Below are 16,723 nucleotides of genomic sequence, written 5' to 3' on the forward strand. Positions count from 1 at the left end.
TGTTCCCGTCGTCCCGGTGGATCCAGGATCCTCAGTGTAGGTTGAATTCTCCGTCCACCTTGCGCCACTCGTTCGGGCCAATCAGCCGCTTGTGGCTGAAGCGCACGGAATGCAGGTCACCGTCGAGATTGGCTCGCCAGAAATCCAGAAACTTCGTCATCTGCGGGAAGTCGGGAGCCAGATCGTAGTCCTGCCAGAGGAACGTCTGCAGCACCGAGCGGAAGTCTGGCATGCGGTACAGGATGTGTGCGGTCGTTAGGCCGTAGCCCTCCATCTGGAGGGTGAAGTCATTGGAAGATTTCATGCGGTTTCCCTCGTGAACATCGACGATAAAAAGTTTGACAAAAATTCGCGATCTGGCAAGAGGCGACTTGAATTTGTGATTGAAATTCAGACTGTTAGCAGCAGGCACACAAGAGTGCTGATTTTTTCGCGCGATCCTCTTGAAAGATAAAATCGGAAAAACCAAATCATCGCGCGCCGGATGCCAGGAAAGGGTCCGGCAACCCGTCCGGACCTTATCCGGTCCGGCCTTTGGGGACGTTCCATTTTGTTTGTCCAGGAGGAAAACATGAAGTTCCGTCCGCTGCACGACCGCATCGTCGTCCGCCGCGTTTCGTCCGAGGAAAAGACCAAGGGCGGCATCATCATTCCCGACACTGCCAAGGAAAAGCCGCAGGAAGGCGAGGTCATCGCCGTCGGCCCCGGCGCCCGCAACGATCACGGCCAGATCGTCGCCCTCGACGTGAAGGTCGGTGATCGCGTTCTCTTCGGCAAATGGTCCGGCACCGAAATCAAGATCGACGGCGAAGAGCTGCTGATCATGAAGGAAGCCGACATCATGGGCATCATCGAAGCCCAGGCTGCCGAAAAGAAAGCCGCCTGATCCAAATCGGTCATCATTTGCTTTATTGAGGAGTGAACCATGGCTGCAAAAGAAGTGAAGTTTAACACCGATGCCCGCGAGAAGATGCTGCGTGGCGTCGATATCCTCGCCAATGCCGTGAAGGTGACGCTGGGTCCCAAGGGTCGCAATGTCGTCATCGACAAGTCCTTTGGCGCGCCCCGCATCACCAAGGACGGCGTTTCGGTCGCCAAGGAAATCGAACTGGAAGACAAGTTCGAGAACATGGGCGCGCAGATGCTGCGGGAAGTTGCGTCCAAGACCAACGACCTCGCCGGTGACGGCACGACCACCGCGACCGTTCTCGCCCAGGCCATCGTCAAGGAAGGCGCCAAGGCCGTCGCCTCCGGCATGAACCCGATGGACCTCAAGCGTGGTGTCGATCTTGCCGTCGAAGCCGTCGTCGCGGAGCTGAAGGCCAATGCGCGCAAGATCTCCAACAATGCCGAGATCGCCCAAGTCGGCACCATCTCGGCCAACGGCGATACCGAGATCGGCCGCTATCTGGCCGAAGCGATGGAGAAGGTCGGCAATGACGGCGTGATCACCGTCGAGGAAGCCAAGACCGCAGAAACCGAACTCGAAGTCGTCGAAGGCATGCAGTTCGACCGCGGCTATCTTAGCCCCTATTTCGTGACCAATCAGGAGAAGATGCGCGTCGAGCTCGACGATCCCTACATCCTGATCCACGAGAAGAAGCTGTCGAACCTGCAGGCTCTGCTGCCGGTGCTTGAAGCCGTGGTCCAGTCGGGCAAGCCGCTCGTCATCATCGCGGAAGACGTCGAAGGCGAAGCGCTCGCCACCCTCGTCGTCAACAAGCTGCGTGGCGGTCTGAAGGTCGCGGCCGTCAAGGCTCCCGGCTTCGGCGACCGCCGCAAGGCCATGCTCGAGGACATCGCCATCTTGACCGGCGGAACGGTGATTTCGGAAGACCTCGGCATCAAGCTCGAAAACGTCACCCTCAACATGCTGGGCCGTTCGAAGAAGGTGTCGATCGAAAAGGAAAACACCACCATCATCAACGGTGCCGGCTCCAAGAGCCAGATCGACGGCCGCGTGGCCCAGATCAAGGCGCAGATCGAGGAAACCTCCTCCGACTACGACCGCGAGAAGCTGCAGGAGCGCCTGGCCAAGCTTGCCGGCGGCGTTGCCGTCATCCGCGTCGGCGGGTCGACGGAAGTCGAAGTGAAGGAAAAGAAGGACCGCGTCGACGACGCCCTGCACGCAACCCGTGCCGCCGTCGAAGAAGGCGTCCTGCCGGGTGGCGGTGTCGCCCTGCTGCGCTCGGTCAAGGCGCTCGAAAACCTGAAGACCGCCAATGAAGACCAGCGCGTCGGCATCGACATCATCCGTCGTGCGATCGAGGCCCCGGTCCGTCAGATCGCTGAGAATGCCGGCGCCGAAGGCTCGATCATCGTCGGCAAGCTGCGTGAGAAGCCCGAATTCGCCTATGGCTGGAACGCCCAGACCGGCGAATACGGAGATCTCTTTGCGCAGGGCGTCATCGACCCCGCCAAGGTGGTCCGCACGGCCCTTCAGGATGCAGCCTCCGTTGCTGGCCTCCTGATCACGACTGAGGCGATGATTGCCGAGAAGCCGAAGAAGGACGCAGCCCCGGCGATGCCGGCCGGCGGCATGGACTTCTGAGATCCGCTTTCGCAAAAACGCAAGGGGCCGCCTGTCGCAGGCGGCCCCTCCTTGTTTGAAACGGCCTGGCCTCGATCAGGCCGCAAGCGCCGGGGAAACCGGGCTCAGTCCCTCGAAGGTCGGACGGGCGATGTAATAGCCCTGGATCAGATCCACGCCGAGTTCCGTCAACACCTGAAGCTCGCCAGCCGTCTCCACACCCTCGCAGACGGCGGTGACGCCGAGATCGCGCAGCATGTCGAGTGTCCGCCGGACCACGACCTGCTTGACCGCATCGGTATCGATGCCCCGGATCAGATCCATGTCGAGTTTCACAAGGTCAGGCTGGAAACGGGTCAGAAGATTGAGCCCGGAATAGCCCGCGCCAAAATCGTCGATCGCTGTCTTGAAGCCGATCTCGCGGTAGCTCCGGAGAATGTTGAGCAGATGCGCCGTGTCGAGCTTCTCGACTTCGGTGAATTCGAAGATGATACGATCGAGCGGAAAATCGGTGCGCCGGGCAGTCTCCAGCGTCTGTCGGATGCAGGCGCGCGGCTCATAAACGGCATTGGGCATGAAGTTGATTGACAGATGCGGCATGTTGCTGCGCGGAAAGAGGTGAGCCGCCAGCTCGATGGCTCGCACGCGACACTGCTGATCGAACGCATAGCGATTGTCGGGATCGACCAGGGACAGGACGGAACCTGCCCCGCTCCCGTCAGCGCCTCTCACAAGCGCTTCATGTGCGAAAATCTCTCCGCGACGCGTATCCATGATCGGCTGGAAGGCCATCGTGAACGTGGAGCTAAACGCAGCCCCATTCTTGCAACCTTGGCAGGTCATGTTGTCTCCTTGAAGCCGAGGAATGCATTAAAGCGTGGGGCTCTTAAGGAAGATTGAAGGCGGCTACACAGGTCACTCTTAAAATATCAACCAGCATCGTCCTTATTTCATGACCTTTTTTGGGTACCTCATTTAATCAATTTAAATAATAGGATATCCTCGAATATGAGGCTGATTCGAGAAAGCCTCGCGGGCTAAATGACTTAGCTGGGGATGCGGACATGAGGGAACAGACTGATATTGAGACCTGGGCGATGGTCCGGGCTCAGCAGATCGTCATGCAGCAAGGCGCAAATCTGGTTGTCGCGGCGCAGAGGCTGGATCACAAGAAAACCACCGCGAACACCTATGCGCTTCGCAGCGCGATCATGGCATCGCTGATCGAAGCCATGAAATCACCGCCTGCGGAAGCCTTGGTTTCCATGGAGGCGCAGGCCTGAGACGAGGCTCGAGCAGCCGAACATCGGAACCTGCAGAGGACATCGAACGAAGCCCTTGGCGGCCGCGTTGCTCGATTGAACGTCGCGTTCGAAAGTAATTGGACGGGAAAGCTCTCAGATCGCGTTTCCCCCGGCCGATGCAAGCGTTACCTCACCTTGATCGCGGCAGTCAGACATGCGAGCGTCCGGCCATGCGCATTCTGCTCGTGGAAGACACGCTCGACGTTGGAGAGGCCATCTCTCGCCGCTTTGAAACCATCGGCCATACGGTCGATTGGGAGACGAACGGCCGTGCGGCCTCCGAGATCCTCGACTTCACCGAATATGATCTGGTGATCCTGGATGTCATGTTGCCGGGCATGGATGGCTTCTCGATCCTGAAGCGGATGCGCGACCAGGGCTCGACCGTGCCTGTGCTTGTGCTGACGGCTCGTTCGGAAATCGACGACCGCGTCGGCGCCCTCGACCTCGGCGCGGACGATTACCTGGTGAAACCCTTCGATTTCCGGGAACTCGAAGCCCGTGCCCGCGTGCTGCTGCGGCGACATGCCGGTGGCGAGGCGACCAACGTGATTGCCTGTGGTGACGTGTTGCTCGACCGCACCCAGCGTACGGTCAAGGTCGGCAACCGCGAAGTCCAGCTGAAGCGCCGCGAAATGACCCTGCTCGAAATCCTGGCAAGCCGTCCGGGACGCGTCTTCAGCAAGGACCAGTTGCTCGACCAGCTCTTCGGCTTCGACGAACCTGCAGGCCCGAATGCCATCGAGCTCTATGTCGGACGCCTGAGAAAGAAGCTTGAAGGCGCCAGGGCGCGTATCGTGACCGTGCGTGGTGTGGGGTATCAATTGGTGTCCGATGCAGAGGACTAGGCGCTCCCTCTTCGCACGCCTCGTCATCCGCGTTGCAATCGTGCTGGCGGGTGGCGCCGCGATCCTGATGACGGCGGCGTGGCTTTATGCTCGTGCGGCGGCCGACGAGGCCTATGACCGGCTCCTGCAGGGCGCGGCAATCCAGATCCTCGACAGTCTGGTGGTCGAAGAAGGCCGCATCGCGGTCAACCTGCCGCCGAGCGCTTTCGAACTGCTCGGCCTCGCACCGCGAGACAAGATCTTCTACCGCGTCATGGCACCCGACGCTTCGACGCTGACCGGCTATGAGGACCTGGAGTTCCCTGGAGACATTGCCAATGCCCGCACCGAGGTCCTGTTCCAGACGTCACGCTTTCGCGATCAGCCGGTGCGCATGGTGGCCGCCAGCCGCGCGATTGCCGATCCCTCGCTCGGTGGTTGGGCCAAGGTCCTGATCGCCCAGACCATCGAGGCCCGTCAGGCACTGACGACCGAATTGACGACCCGCGCCCTGGTACTTGTCGGCGTCATGAGCCTGCTTGCGCTCGGGGGGACCATTGTTGCCGTGCGCTATTCGCTGCGACCGCTCGATGCACTCGGCGACACGCTTCGCCGCCGGGACAGCCAGGATCTGACACCGCTCGCTATAAACGTGCCTCGCGAAATCTCCCCATTCGTGGAGTCCATCAACCACTTCATGGGCCGGCTGGATGACCGATTGCAGCTGTTGCAGCGTTTCATTGCCGACAGTGCCCATCAGATCCGCACGCCCCTGACGGCGTTATCGGCCCAGGTCAGCCTGATCAACGAAGAGGCTCTTTCGGAGAATGACCGCCGCCACCTCGACCGGGTGAAGAACCGGGCATCGGAGCTCGCGCGCTTCACCACGCAGTTGCTCAACCATGCCATGGTCATCCACCGCTTCGATTCCGTGCAACTCTCGCCGATCGACGTCGTCGATGTCGCGCGCAAAGCCTTCCGCGCCGCCGTGCCGATCACCATCGACCCTGACATCGTCGTCTCCTTCGAGGCGCCGCCAGAGCCTTTGATGGTGCTCGGCGATGGCTTGAGCCTGCGCGAAGCGATCGTCAATGTCATCGACAACTCGCTGCGCCACGGCGTGGTGTCGAGCCTTGCGGTGCGCGTGATCCGCCGGGGCGATTTCGTTCTGGTCGAGGTGGAAGATGATGGCCCCGGCATCCCGGCCCAGGACTGGGCGCAAGTGACCCGACGCTTCGTCTCATCGAAGTCAGGCGAAGGCAGTTCCGGCCTCGGCTTCGCCATCGCCTCTGAGGTGGCAACGACGCTGAACGGTGCACTGGCCTTCCGCGAACGCACGCCAGAGACGGGCTTCACCGTTTTCCTCGAGCTCCCCCTGATTGATGCGAGGCCGACCATATGAGCCTTTCAACGCAATTCCGCACCCTTGTCGGCGGCCTGCTGGCGGCCACCCTGGCATCGACCTCGGCACTCGCCCTTGAGGGGGAGCGCTCGGTCTTTCCCGCACCCGGCTCGGAACGAACGAAGCTTGTCATCAACGGGGTGACCGATGCCGATGTCATTGCGCCGCTGATCCGGGACTTCCAAGAAACGGCGCGCGACGTGACGGTCGAATTCAACGACTATGTCAGCAACGATCTCTTCCGCGAGGCGGAACTGGCCTGTCGTCAGCGGCGAAGCCACGGCGACCTGTGGATTTCCTCCTCGGTCGACCATCTCGTCAAGCTCGCCAATGACGGCTGCGCCAGATCCCACCAGTCCGAGGAAACGGAGCGTGTTTCGGCCTGGGCCAACTGGCGCGACGAAATCTTCGGCTTTGCCTTCGAGCCCGCCGTCATCGTCTATGACGCCTCGCAGGTGCCTCCGGAAGATGTCCCCCGCTCGCATGTCGAGATAGCCGAACTCTTGCGCCGCAAGCCGGACGAATACTGGACCCGGATCGGCACCTATAATGTTCAGCTGTCAGGCGTCGGCTATTTGCTCGCCTTCCACGATGCCCAGCAGGCGCCGACGAGTTACGGCCGCCTCCTGGAGAGCTTCAGCCGTGCCCAGGTGGTGACCAGCTGTTGCAACAAGGAAGTGCTCGATCTGATCGAGGAAGGCAGACTGAAGATCGCCTACAACATCCTCGGCTCCTATGCCTATGCTCGCTATCTGCGCAACAACGACATGCAGGTGGTCGTCCCCCGCGATTACACGCTGATCCTGACCCGCGGCGCGATGATCCCGACCCATTCGCCCCAGCCGGATCTCGCTGCCCGCTTCGTCGATTACCTGGTTTCCGAGCGCGGCCAGAAGGTGGCCCGCGAGAAAGCCTTCTACTTTGCCGAAAACGCCCCCCTGCCCCCGGGCGTCGACGGTCCGATCTCGCTGATCGAATCCGGCATCGGCAGGCCGATCCGTGTCGGCCCCGCACTGCTCGCGGCCCAGGATCGGGCCACCCGGGAAGAGTTCATTCGCAACTGGACCTCGCTCTTCGCGCCCGGCGCACGGTGACGCGTGAAAGCGGCGTGAGGCAAACGAAAAGGGCGGCGCCCTGTCGGCGCCGCCCCCATAATTCTGATCGATGTTTCCAGGGAGACGCTCAGTCCACCCCGCGCGCAATGGCTTCCGTGGTGACGTAGCGGCGCTGATAGAGGAAGAGCGAGCCCCCGACGACCAGACCAATCACGTCGGAGATCAGTCCGCCACTGATCATGCTCAGTGCCCCGACGAGCAGGAGCAGTCGCAGCGGCACGCCGAGTGCGCCGAAGAACCATCCCTGGACCGCAGCCGCCAGCATGTAGATGCCGAGGCTTGCCGATACGAACACATGCAGGACTTCCAGCCAGGTACCCTGCATCAGCATGGCCTGCGAGTAGAAGAACATGAACGGCACCACGAAGGCCGCGAGGCCGATCTTGAAGCTCTCGACGGAGGTCTTCATCGGATCGGATCCCGAGAGCGCCGCACCCGCATAGGCCGCGAGCGCCACCGGTGGCGTGATCGCCGACATCACCGCAAAGTAGAAGACGAAGAAGTGTGCGGTGAGAACCGGAATGCCGAGATTGACCAGACCGGGTGCGACCACAGCGGCAGCAACGGCGTAGGCGGCGGTCGTCGGCATGCCCATGCCCAGCACGATGGAAATGCACATGGCGAAGAACAGCGCCAACAGCTGGTTCTGTTCGGCAATGCCCAGGAGCAGGCTGGAGAAGCGAGCCCCGACGCCCGTCAGCGCGATGACGCCGACGATGATGCCCGCACACGCGCAGACGGCGACAAGCTGGACCGACATGCGTGCGGCGATGTCGAAGGCCTTCGCCAGCAATCGCGGTCCCATGCGATGCGGTGTCAGCCAGCTGACCACGGCCGCTGCCATCATCGACACCGTGCCAGCGCGGATAACCGAATATCCGGCAAACAGGGTGTAGATCAGCATGATGATCGGGATGAACAGGTAGACCTGCTTCAGCAGCTCCTTGAAGACCGGCAGTTCTTCCTTCGGAAGCCCCTTCATGCCGAGTTTCGTCGCCTGCAGATCGACCATGAAATACACGGATGCGAAGTAGAGAACCGACGGAATGATCGCGGCAACCACGATGTCCGTGTAAGGGATCCCCGTGACTTCGGCCATGATGAAGGCACCGGCGCCCATGATCGGCGGCATGATCTGGCCGCCGGAGGACGCTGCAGCTTCAACCGCCGCGGATGTCTTTGCGGGATAGCCGACCTTCTTCATCAGCGGGATGGTCAGCGAGCCCGTGGAGACGACGTTGCCCGCAGATGTACCGTTGATCATGCCCATCAGACCGGACGCGAGAACCGCAACCTTGGCCGGACCGCCACGCGCACGACCGGCTGCCGCAAAGGCGAAGTTGACGAAGTAATCGCCGACCTTAGACGCCTGCAGGAAAGCCGCGAAGGTGATGAACAGGATGATGTAGGTCGAGGACACCGCCACGGGATCGCTGAGGATGCCCTGGTCGGTGAAGATGTAGGTGAAGAAGCGCCGTGCCTCGTATCCACGATGGGCGAGGAAGCCGGGCAGATAGGGACCGGCGAAGGAATACAGAATGAAGATCGAGGCGATCACCACCAGGGCAAGGCCCGCGACACGCCGCGTCACTTCGAGGATGAGAATGACGCCAACCAGGGCAGCATAGAAGTCCGCCGGCTGCGCCATGGCCGTTCCAGCTCTCAGACGAAGCGGTCCGACATTGAACAGGATATAGCCGAGGACCGCAATCGAGGCGACGCCGAGCGCATAGTCGGCCCAATCGACGCGGGTCCGGTCACGGCTGGGGAAGAACCAGGCAGCGAGGAGCGCGGCAGCAGTGCCCGCCAGGAGCGGCAGGCCATAGGTCGAGAAAACGAAGGCTGGAGGACGCGCAATGCCGGCGACCCAGTAGGCGCCCCAGGCATAGGCGATCATGGCAAAGCCGTAGCCGATGCCACCGACACCCACCAGAAGAAGAAGCCACTCGATCGGATTGCGCCGCACCCGCTCCGGCACGGCGACCGGCAATTGCACGGCCGAATAGATCAGGAAGCCGAGAAGCAGACCGCCGCAGACGTGGATCAGGCGATAGGTCCAGGTTTCGAGCGGATAGAGGTTCATCACCCCGATATGGAAGGCGGTATAGGCGATGCAGAGAACGATGATCGCCTTGTTCGTCCAGTTTGCATGGAGCCGCTGGTTGCTCGCAACCGGCTCGTCATCGACGTTCTGAGCCACGATGGGCCCAGCGGCTTGCTGCGCTGAGATGTTGTCAGCTTGTGTCATGGTGGTGTGTCCCGATAAGGAAGCCGGATCTTGCACGAAGGAGGGCGGCAGCCGGAGCTGCCGCCGATTGCCTGCACCGCGAGGCGCAGGTTCCGGGCTTTACTGGCCCTTCAGATCATCGGGAATGGTGATGCCTTTTTCTTCGAAGTAGCGAACCGAGCCAGGGTGGAACGGCAAGAAGGTGTTCTTCTCGATATTCGCGGAAATCGTCTCAGAGGCCGTGGCATGGATCTGGACCATGCGATCGTTGTTTTCCATCACCAGCTTGGTGATCTCGTAGGCAAGCGTCTCAGGCATTTCGGCATTGGCGACCGCGAAGTTCCAGAGGCTGACCGTGCCCTGCGGGTCAGGGAAACCCTGATAGAGACCACCGGGCACTTCGAAGGCAGCCAGTTCCGGCATGGCTTCGAGGATCTTCGCCTGCTCTTCCGCGCTGAAGCCGAAGATGTTGACCGGGTTTTCAGCGGCGATCTGCGCGAAGGCCGAAATCGGAACGCCGGCAGCAAAGGCGAAGGCGTCGATCAGACCATCCTTCACCTGGCTGGTCGCGTCATTGGCACCCGAGAAGGAGATGACCGGCTTTACGCCGACGCTTTCGAAGTAGCGCGGCCAGTAGGTCGCAGCAGTACCGCCGGCAGGACCGACCGAGACGCGCTTGCCGTCGAGGTCAGCCACGGACGTGATGCCGGACGACTTCAACGCAACGACCTGGAACGGGGTCTGATACATCGGGAACAGGGCGCGCAGGTTCTTGTGTTCGACACCCGGTGCAAGTTCGCTGTTGCCGGTCCAGGCTTCGTAGGCCGGACCCATGGTCACGAGACCCATCAGATGGTCGCCGGTCTCAATGAGCGTGGCGTTCTGGACAGGACCGCCGGTGACTTCAGCAGATGCGTTGACACCCAGCTTTTCGGTGATGAGGCCGGCAAGACCCGTGCCATAAATGAAGTAGGTGCCGCCCTGGCTGGCGGTACCGATGGTCAGGCTGCCCGGCCAGTCGGCCTTGTCCTGAGCGGAAACGGATGCGGCAAACGTCAGAGCCATGGCACCAGCCATAGCGATCATGAACTTTTTCATGAAGTCCTCCCTGCATGTTTTGACGTGACAGAGTCCGACGCCTCCTCTGGGCCGGACCTTGGGCGAGCTAAGCCTCGGCTTGAGCGGGAGGCAACGAGGTGTGAGCCCCCCTCACCCGCGCCCGGCCATTTTCACGCCGCGCATGGGGGGAAATCGTAACATTTCGACAGGTCAATGGGTGGAAAGCCACCCATTTCGTGCACGCGGCCGACCTAAGTCCAAGAGATCCAGGCCCAGCTTCAACCGTCGACGGCCAGATTCTTGTCCAATCCGTGCTTCTGCATCTTCTCGTAAAGCGTCTTTCGCGAAATGCCGAGCTGTTCGTAGACAGGCTTCAGCGCGCCCCCATGGGCCGCAATCGCGCTGGCAATCAATTGCTTTTCATAGGCTGCCACCTTCTCGGCAAGACGTGTGGCGGATGCATCAGGATCGGTCGTGACGTCGAGCCCGGTTTCAATGCCAAGCACGAGGCGATCCGCAGCATTCCTTAGCTCGCGCACATTGCCCGGCCAGTCGCGCTCGGCGATCTCGGACAAGATATCCGGCTCGACCTCCATGTCGTCGCGACCGTAGCGCGCCGAGGCTTCGCGCACCAGGTGCAGGAAAAGCAGCGGAATATCGGCCCTTCGCTGCGAAAGCGACGGCACCCTGAGCGTCGCGACGTTCAGCCGGTAGAAGAGATCGGCGCGAAACCGGCCGGCTGCGACCTCGCTTTCGAGATCGACCTTGCTGGTCGCCAGAAAGCGGACATCGAGCGGCACCGTCTCGTTGGACCCGAGCCGGGTAATCGTCCGCTCCTGCAGGACACGCAGGAACTTCGCCTGCAGGTCGAAGGGCATGGAGCCGATCTCGTCGAGCAGGATCGTCCCGCCGCGGCCATGCTCGAACTTTCCGTAGCGCGCGCGGATCGCGCCCGGAAAGGCACCGGCCTCGTGACCGAAGAGCTCGCTTTCGATCAGCGTCTCCGGCAGCGAGGCGCAGTTGATCGCGATGAACGGTCCCTTCGACCGAGCGCTGACGTCGTGCAGGCTGCGCGCCACGACTTCCTTGCCGGCACCCGTCTCGCCGATGATCAGCGCATCCGCTTCGGTGGCGCCGATGGCGCGCACACGGTAACGCAGGTCGACCATGACGGGCGTGCGCCCCGGAAGCCGCGTCTCGATATCGTCGCGCTTGCCCGCGACCGCCCTCAGGCGCCGGTTCTCGAGCACCAGCGATCGGCGGTCGAGCGCATGACGCACGACACCGGCAAGCGCTTGGCTGGCAAACGGCTTTTCGATGAAATCGTAGGCGCCTTCACGCATCGCCTTGACGGCAAGCTGCACCTCGCCATGTCCAGTCACAAGAATGACGGGGATTTCGTGATCGAGTTCGCGGATGCGGTGGAGAAGCGTCATCCCGTCCATGCCCGGCATGCGGATGTCACTCACGACCACGCCATCGAAACCGAAACCGACCCGCGAAAGGATTTCCTCTCCAGAGGCGAAGGCCTTGACCTGCAGGCCGTGCAGTTCGAGCGCCTGACTGGTGGAGAAGCGCAGCTCCTCCTCGTCATCGACGAGCAAGACCTGTCCAGAATTCATTCCGCCGCCTCGTTCAATGCTTCAGCCTGCAGGAGTTCGATGCGAAAGAGTGCGCCGCCGCCTTCCCGTTTGCCGACCGTCAGGCTGCCACCAAAATCCTTGATGATATTGTAGGAAATGGAGAGACCGAGACCAAGCCCCTTGCCCACGCCCTTGGTGGTGAAGAAGGGATCGAAGATGCGCTCGACGATCGCCGGCGGAACGCCTGGCCCACGATCGGCGATCTCGATCACGACGCGTCCCTGTGAACTCCGCGCCGAAAGTTCGATCTTGCGGTCCTCCAAACCTTCGACAGCGTCGCAAGCATTGGTCAGGATGTTGACCAGAACCTGCTGCAGACGCACGGGCCCACCCTGGACTGCTGGCAGACCGGGCTCGAAACTGAGAGACAGGCTGGCATCGGCTGTCCCGAGCCGGGCCGAGACGATCTCAAGCGTCTCCCGAACCACCTCTTCGATCGAGATCGGGCCAAGCTTTTCGTTCGGTTTGCGAGCAAAATTGCGCAGGTGGCGCGAGATCGAGGCCATGCGGTCGATCAGGCTGGAAATGCGCCCAAGATTGTCGCGTGCCTCCGATATCCGGTTGCGATCGATCAGCATCGTCGCACTGTCGGCATAGGTCTTGGCGGCCGCGAGCGGCTGGTTGAACTCGTGCGACAGGGCCGCCGACATCTGGCCGAGACCGGCGAGCTTGCCTGCCTGGATGAGGTCCGCCTGGGTCTGGCGCAGTTGCAGATTGACGCGCGCAAGATCGGCCGTCCGCTCCTCGACCCGCCGCTCCAGCTCGGCCTGAGCTTCGATCTGCATGTGCATCCGCTCCTGCAGCCGGGCGCGGCGCTGAATGACCACGGCGAGCCCCAGCACGAAGAGGCAGAGAAAGAGCAGGATGGCGACCAGCATGGTGCGCGCCTGGGCGTGGATGGTGCCTGTGTCGAAGAGCACCTTCACGGTCCAGTCAGCGTCCGGCATATAATGTTGCAGAACAAGATATTCGCGATTTCCATCGCTCTGGTTGATGGTCATCAACACATGGTCGTCGAGTGCACCGCGCTTGATCGGCAATTCCCGCAGGACGGCGTCCGAATACCGCCGCGAGGCGGTGGTCCGTTCGAGACGTTCGGGTGTCAGCGGCAGGACCGAGGCATAGAGCCATTCCGGGTTGCCGGTCATGAAGATGATTCCCTCGGGATCATGCACCAGGATCTTGTATTCACCGCCGCGCCAGGAGGTCTCGATCTCCTCGATGTCGACCTTGAAGGCGATGACGCCGCGCACCGCGCCGTTCACTTCGATCGGCGAAGAGAAATAGTAGCCGCGCTTGGCCGATGTCGTGCCAAGCGCATAGAAGCGCGCCTGCTTGCCGGCCGCTGCTTCGTAGAAATAGGGACGGTAGCTGAAGTTCTCGCCGACAAAGCTCGCCGCCCCGTCGAAATTGCTCGCCGCGATCGTGTTGCCGTCCATTGTCATCACATAGATGTCGGAGGATTCGAGCAGAGCGTTGATCTCCTTGAGGTAGCGATTGGTCGCGTCGCGAAGCTCCGGATTGCCGGGATCGAGCACAAGCTCCTTCATGTCGTCGTGGTCGGCGATCAGCGCTGGCAGTGTTTCGTAGCGGCTGAGATGGCCCGATAGCGCCGAAGTCGCCAGTCGCAGCGCACTGTTGGCCTGGAGCGAGGCTTCGTCCATGACCTTGCGCGTCATCAATCGATTGCCGACGGTCATCAGCGCCAGGCTCGCGGCAAGCAGCACGAGGACAAGCGCAATGATTATGCGCCGGGCCACAGCCAATCGCCGTGCGGGTGGTACCATTCCAATCGTCAAATGCGCGCTCCTTATCGTGCCGAGGATAACTGCCTGGCTGCAGCTTTCCAAGCCGGCTTGCATGCGCGACTGTCTGCTCGCAAAAAAGCCGCCGACCCACAGGGACCGGCGGCTCATGATCTTACAGCGATCGGCGGCAATCAGGCAGCGCGATGATGCGCGTGCATGGCCTGCTGACGGCGGCCTTCAGGCGCGAGCTTGAACTGGTTGATAAGCTGCATCAGCGCATCCGCCTCGTCGGCCAGCTGACGGGTCGCGGCATTGGTTTCCTCGACCATCGCCGCATTGCGCTGGGTCATCTGGTCCATCTCGTTGACGGAGGAGTTGACCTCTGCCAGCGCATTCGACTGATCGCGGCTGGCCATGGCGATGACCGAGACGCGGTCCGCAACCGTGATGATGTTGGCTGAGATCTCGGCGAGCACAGACCCCGTCTGCTGCACCAGTTTGGCGCCGGAGGAGACCTCCGTGCTCGACTTGTGGATGAGGTCTTTGATCTGCTGGGCAGCCCCCGCCGATCGCTGTGCGAGCTCGCGCACTTCCTGCGCAACGACCGCAAAGCCCTTGCCCGCTTCGCCCGCACGCGCCGCCTCGATTCCGGCATTGAGCGCCAGCAGGTTGGTCTGGAAGGCGATTTCGTCGATCACGTCGATGATCTGGACGATCTGGCCAGACGCGTCTTCGATGCGACCCATGGCATCGATGGCGTTTCCGACAACCGTCGACGAGGTATCGGCACGGCCCTTGGTATCGGCGACGATGTTGTTTACTTCCTCGGCCCGCTCCGCGGACGACTTGACGGTAACCGTGATCTCGTCGACGGCAGCTGCCGTTTCCTCGAGCGAGGCGGCCTGCTGTTCAGTGCGCTTGGCCAACTGATCGGCCGCACTGCTCATTTCGGCGGCGTTGCGCTGGATCATGTAGGTGTTCGAGCGGATCTGCGTCATCGTATCCTGCAGATGCTCGAGCGACTGGTTGAAGTCGTTGCGCAACTGCTCGAGACGGCCGTGGAACGGCGTGTCGATGGTCTCGGAGATATCCCCCTTGGCGAGACGGCCGAGACCGCTGGCCAGCGCATTGACGGCGAAGTCGATCTGGCGATCGATTTCCTGTTTTTCGAGATCGTTGCGGCGACGCTCGTCCTCCGCCTGAGCGCGTTCGGCTTCGCTGCGGCTTTCGATTTCGATCTTCGAAAGTGCGTTCTGCTTGAAAACGCCGAGCGCACGGGCCATCTCGCCGATCTCGTCAACACGGGCTTCGCCGTTGATTTTCGTATCGAGAACACCTTCGGCCAGGCGACGCATGGCGCCAGTGATCTGGCCGATCGGCCCCTTGAAGGTCATGACAAGCCCGATGCCGGCGAAGATGGAAATCAGGATGCCGAGCGCCGTTGCACTGATGGAAATCGAGTTGGCTTCCTGACGTTCCTGCCCGGCCGAAACCTTCTGCATCTCCGCAAAGGTCGTCAGCTGCCTCCAGATGACGTTAAGGTCGGCAGCCGCCTCTTCGAAGCTCGCCTTGCGTTCCTGGCTGACCTTCACGAGTTCGGCGCTGGCACCGATCATCGTATCGACAGCCGGGCCGAGATCCTTCTTGACCTGCATCAGGATCGGCTGATCGGCGGCCGTCTTGTCGAGTTCAGCAAGGAACTTCTTCACAGCGTTGAACTGCTGCTCAAGCAGCATCCGGTTCTGTTCGGTCGGCTCCAGCAGGAAACGGGCCATCATGATCTGCACGGCGTAGCCGGCGGCCATGACCTGTCGACCGTCTTCGATGACAGCCTGGGCCTTGGCAAGCGGTGCATCGAGTTCGCCGAACTTGATCGTCGCTTCCTTCATCTTTTGCTGTGCTGCAAGGCCGAGATAGGCATTGAGCTGCGTAAAATTGCGCAGCTGACCGGTCATGCTCTTGATCGCATCCTCGGACATGTCGTTGCTTGCGAGCGCTGCCTTCAGTTCGCCGCCGATCTTCTCAAGCGTCTTGGCGGCCGACAGGTTCGCCTTCGGCAGCACTTCCGCCAGCACCTGCTGGCGGGCAAGGATTTCGTCGATGCGCTCCCCAATGACGGCGAATTTCTCCTCCGGCGTCTTGGCCTTGGTGAAAGCGGAATTGGTTTCGGTGAGGAAAGTGCCGGTGCTGCGAATGCTCTCGGCGTCGCGCAGCATCGTCTTGGCCTCAGCGTCATCCGCCTGCACGGCGCGCTCCATGGTCGCCATGGCGGCCGTCACGCGTCCCTGTGCAACGACCACCTGCTTGCCCCCCCGCTGCAGGGTCTCGACAAGGGCGGTCTCCGAAGCATGCAGCGTCCAGAGATCGTCGATATGGACAAAGACCTGATCGATCAACTTGCCGGCTTCTTCGAGTTCAACACGACCGTCCGCATCGGGACCAAGCTGAGCCAGCGTGCTGTCCAGATCGCGTCGCTGCTGCTCAAGGCGACCGGTCAGATCAGCCTTGGCCTCTTCTGTCGTATTGGCAAGAAAGCTGCTCATCGAGGCGGAGACGTCGCGGAAACCGCTCAAGGACTGCAGCACGCTGTTCGAGATTTCGATGCGGCCCTGCAGCAATCCCGACGCGTAGAGTCCGGTAAAGCCGACAGCGGAAATGCTGATGACGAAAGGCAGAATGAAAATCAGCACCTTCGTCTGAATGTTAAAGCGCGACAATATACGGTCAATGAACACGGTCTTGGTCTCCCCCGACATCGCCGACGAGCAAAGTTTGCTGTCGTCGAAGTCCATGTCTGAATCGAACGGAGCATGGGCAAGGAAGACTAATATGAGTTTAATAAGATCGCTCAGATTGGGGCATGGGCAG

General features: G+C 61.4%; 13 protein-coding genes. 6 read left to right on the forward strand and 7 right to left on the reverse strand.

What is annotated here, in order from left to right:
* Nucleotides 1–31: 31 nt before the first annotated feature.
* Nucleotides 32–304 (reverse strand): usg protein, encoded by a 273-nt coding sequence (locus tag D4A92_RS02105; RefSeq protein ID WP_203017795.1) that lies wholly within the window; start codon nt 302–304, stop codon nt 32–34.
* A gap of 267 nt (nt 305–571) precedes the next feature.
* Here D4A92_RS02105 and groES point away from each other — a divergent pair, with 267 nt between their 5' ends.
* Nucleotides 572–886: a co-chaperone GroES gene (gene groES, locus D4A92_RS02110; protein WP_203017797.1), complete on the forward strand. Its 315-nt coding sequence runs from the start codon at nt 572–574 to the stop codon at nt 884–886.
* A gap of 39 nt (nt 887–925) precedes the next feature.
* Entirely contained in the window at nt 926–2,551 is a 1,626-nt protein-coding gene (groL, locus tag D4A92_RS02115; protein WP_203017799.1) for a chaperonin GroEL, read from the forward strand.
* Nucleotides 2,552–2,626: 75 nt separating this feature from the next.
* Here the strand turns inward: groL and D4A92_RS02120 are convergent, their stop codons facing one another.
* Entirely contained in the window at nt 2,627–3,373 is a 747-nt protein-coding gene (locus D4A92_RS02120; protein ID WP_203017801.1) for an EAL domain-containing protein, read from the reverse strand.
* A 221-nt stretch (nt 3,374–3,594) separates the two neighbouring features.
* Here D4A92_RS02120 and D4A92_RS02125 point away from each other — a divergent pair, with 221 nt between their 5' ends.
* The 4 genes from D4A92_RS02125 to D4A92_RS02140 all read left to right on the forward strand — a co-directional run bounded on the left by D4A92_RS02125 (nt 3,595) and on the right by D4A92_RS02140 (nt 7,157).
* A complete protein-coding gene (locus D4A92_RS02125; RefSeq protein WP_203017802.1) occupies nt 3,595–3,813 on the forward strand; it encodes a hypothetical protein in 219 nt (72 codons plus the stop codon).
* A 191-nt stretch (nt 3,814–4,004) separates the two neighbouring features.
* Complete coding sequence (locus tag D4A92_RS02130; protein WP_054147896.1) at nt 4,005–4,682, forward strand: response regulator transcription factor; 678 nt, start codon at nt 4,005–4,007, stop codon at nt 4,680–4,682.
* A complete protein-coding gene (locus tag D4A92_RS02135; protein ID WP_203017803.1) occupies nt 4,669–6,063 on the forward strand; it encodes a sensor histidine kinase in 1,395 nt (464 codons plus the stop codon). Before D4A92_RS02130 ends, D4A92_RS02135 begins: the two co-directional genes overlap by 14 nt.
* Nucleotides 6,060–7,157, forward strand: coding sequence for an ABC transporter substrate-binding protein (locus D4A92_RS02140; protein WP_203017804.1), 1,098 nt, complete (start codon nt 6,060–6,062; stop codon nt 7,155–7,157). The genes D4A92_RS02135 and D4A92_RS02140 overlap by 4 nt, the downstream gene beginning before the upstream one ends.
* Before the next feature lie 88 nt (nt 7,158–7,245).
* Here D4A92_RS02140 and D4A92_RS02145 read toward each other — a convergent pair whose 3' ends face one another.
* From D4A92_RS02145 to D4A92_RS02165, 5 genes are all read right to left on the reverse strand, one after another.
* Complete coding sequence (locus D4A92_RS02145; protein ID WP_203017805.1) at nt 7,246–9,426, reverse strand: TRAP transporter permease; 2,181 nt, start codon at nt 9,424–9,426, stop codon at nt 7,246–7,248.
* A gap of 99 nt (nt 9,427–9,525) precedes the next feature.
* A complete protein-coding gene (locus D4A92_RS02150; protein WP_203017806.1) occupies nt 9,526–10,503 on the reverse strand; it encodes a TAXI family TRAP transporter solute-binding subunit in 978 nt (325 codons plus the stop codon).
* Nucleotides 10,504–10,742: 239 nt separating this feature from the next.
* A complete protein-coding gene (locus D4A92_RS02155) occupies nt 10,743–12,086 on the reverse strand; it encodes a sigma-54-dependent transcriptional regulator (protein WP_006724717.1) in 1,344 nt (447 codons plus the stop codon).
* Entirely contained in the window at nt 12,083–13,894 is a 1,812-nt protein-coding gene (locus D4A92_RS02160) for a sensor histidine kinase (protein ID WP_281435266.1), read from the reverse strand. Before D4A92_RS02160 ends, D4A92_RS02155 begins: the two co-directional genes overlap by 4 nt.
* Before the next feature lie 152 nt (nt 13,895–14,046).
* Nucleotides 14,047–16,590 (reverse strand): methyl-accepting chemotaxis protein, encoded by a 2,544-nt coding sequence (locus D4A92_RS02165; RefSeq protein WP_203017807.1) that lies wholly within the window; start codon nt 16,588–16,590, stop codon nt 14,047–14,049.
* Between the last annotated feature and the right edge of the window lie 133 nt (nt 16,591–16,723).

The organism is Rhizobium rosettiformans, from assembly GCF_016806065.1.
Taxonomy (GTDB): domain Bacteria; phylum Pseudomonadota; class Alphaproteobacteria; order Rhizobiales; family Rhizobiaceae; genus Allorhizobium.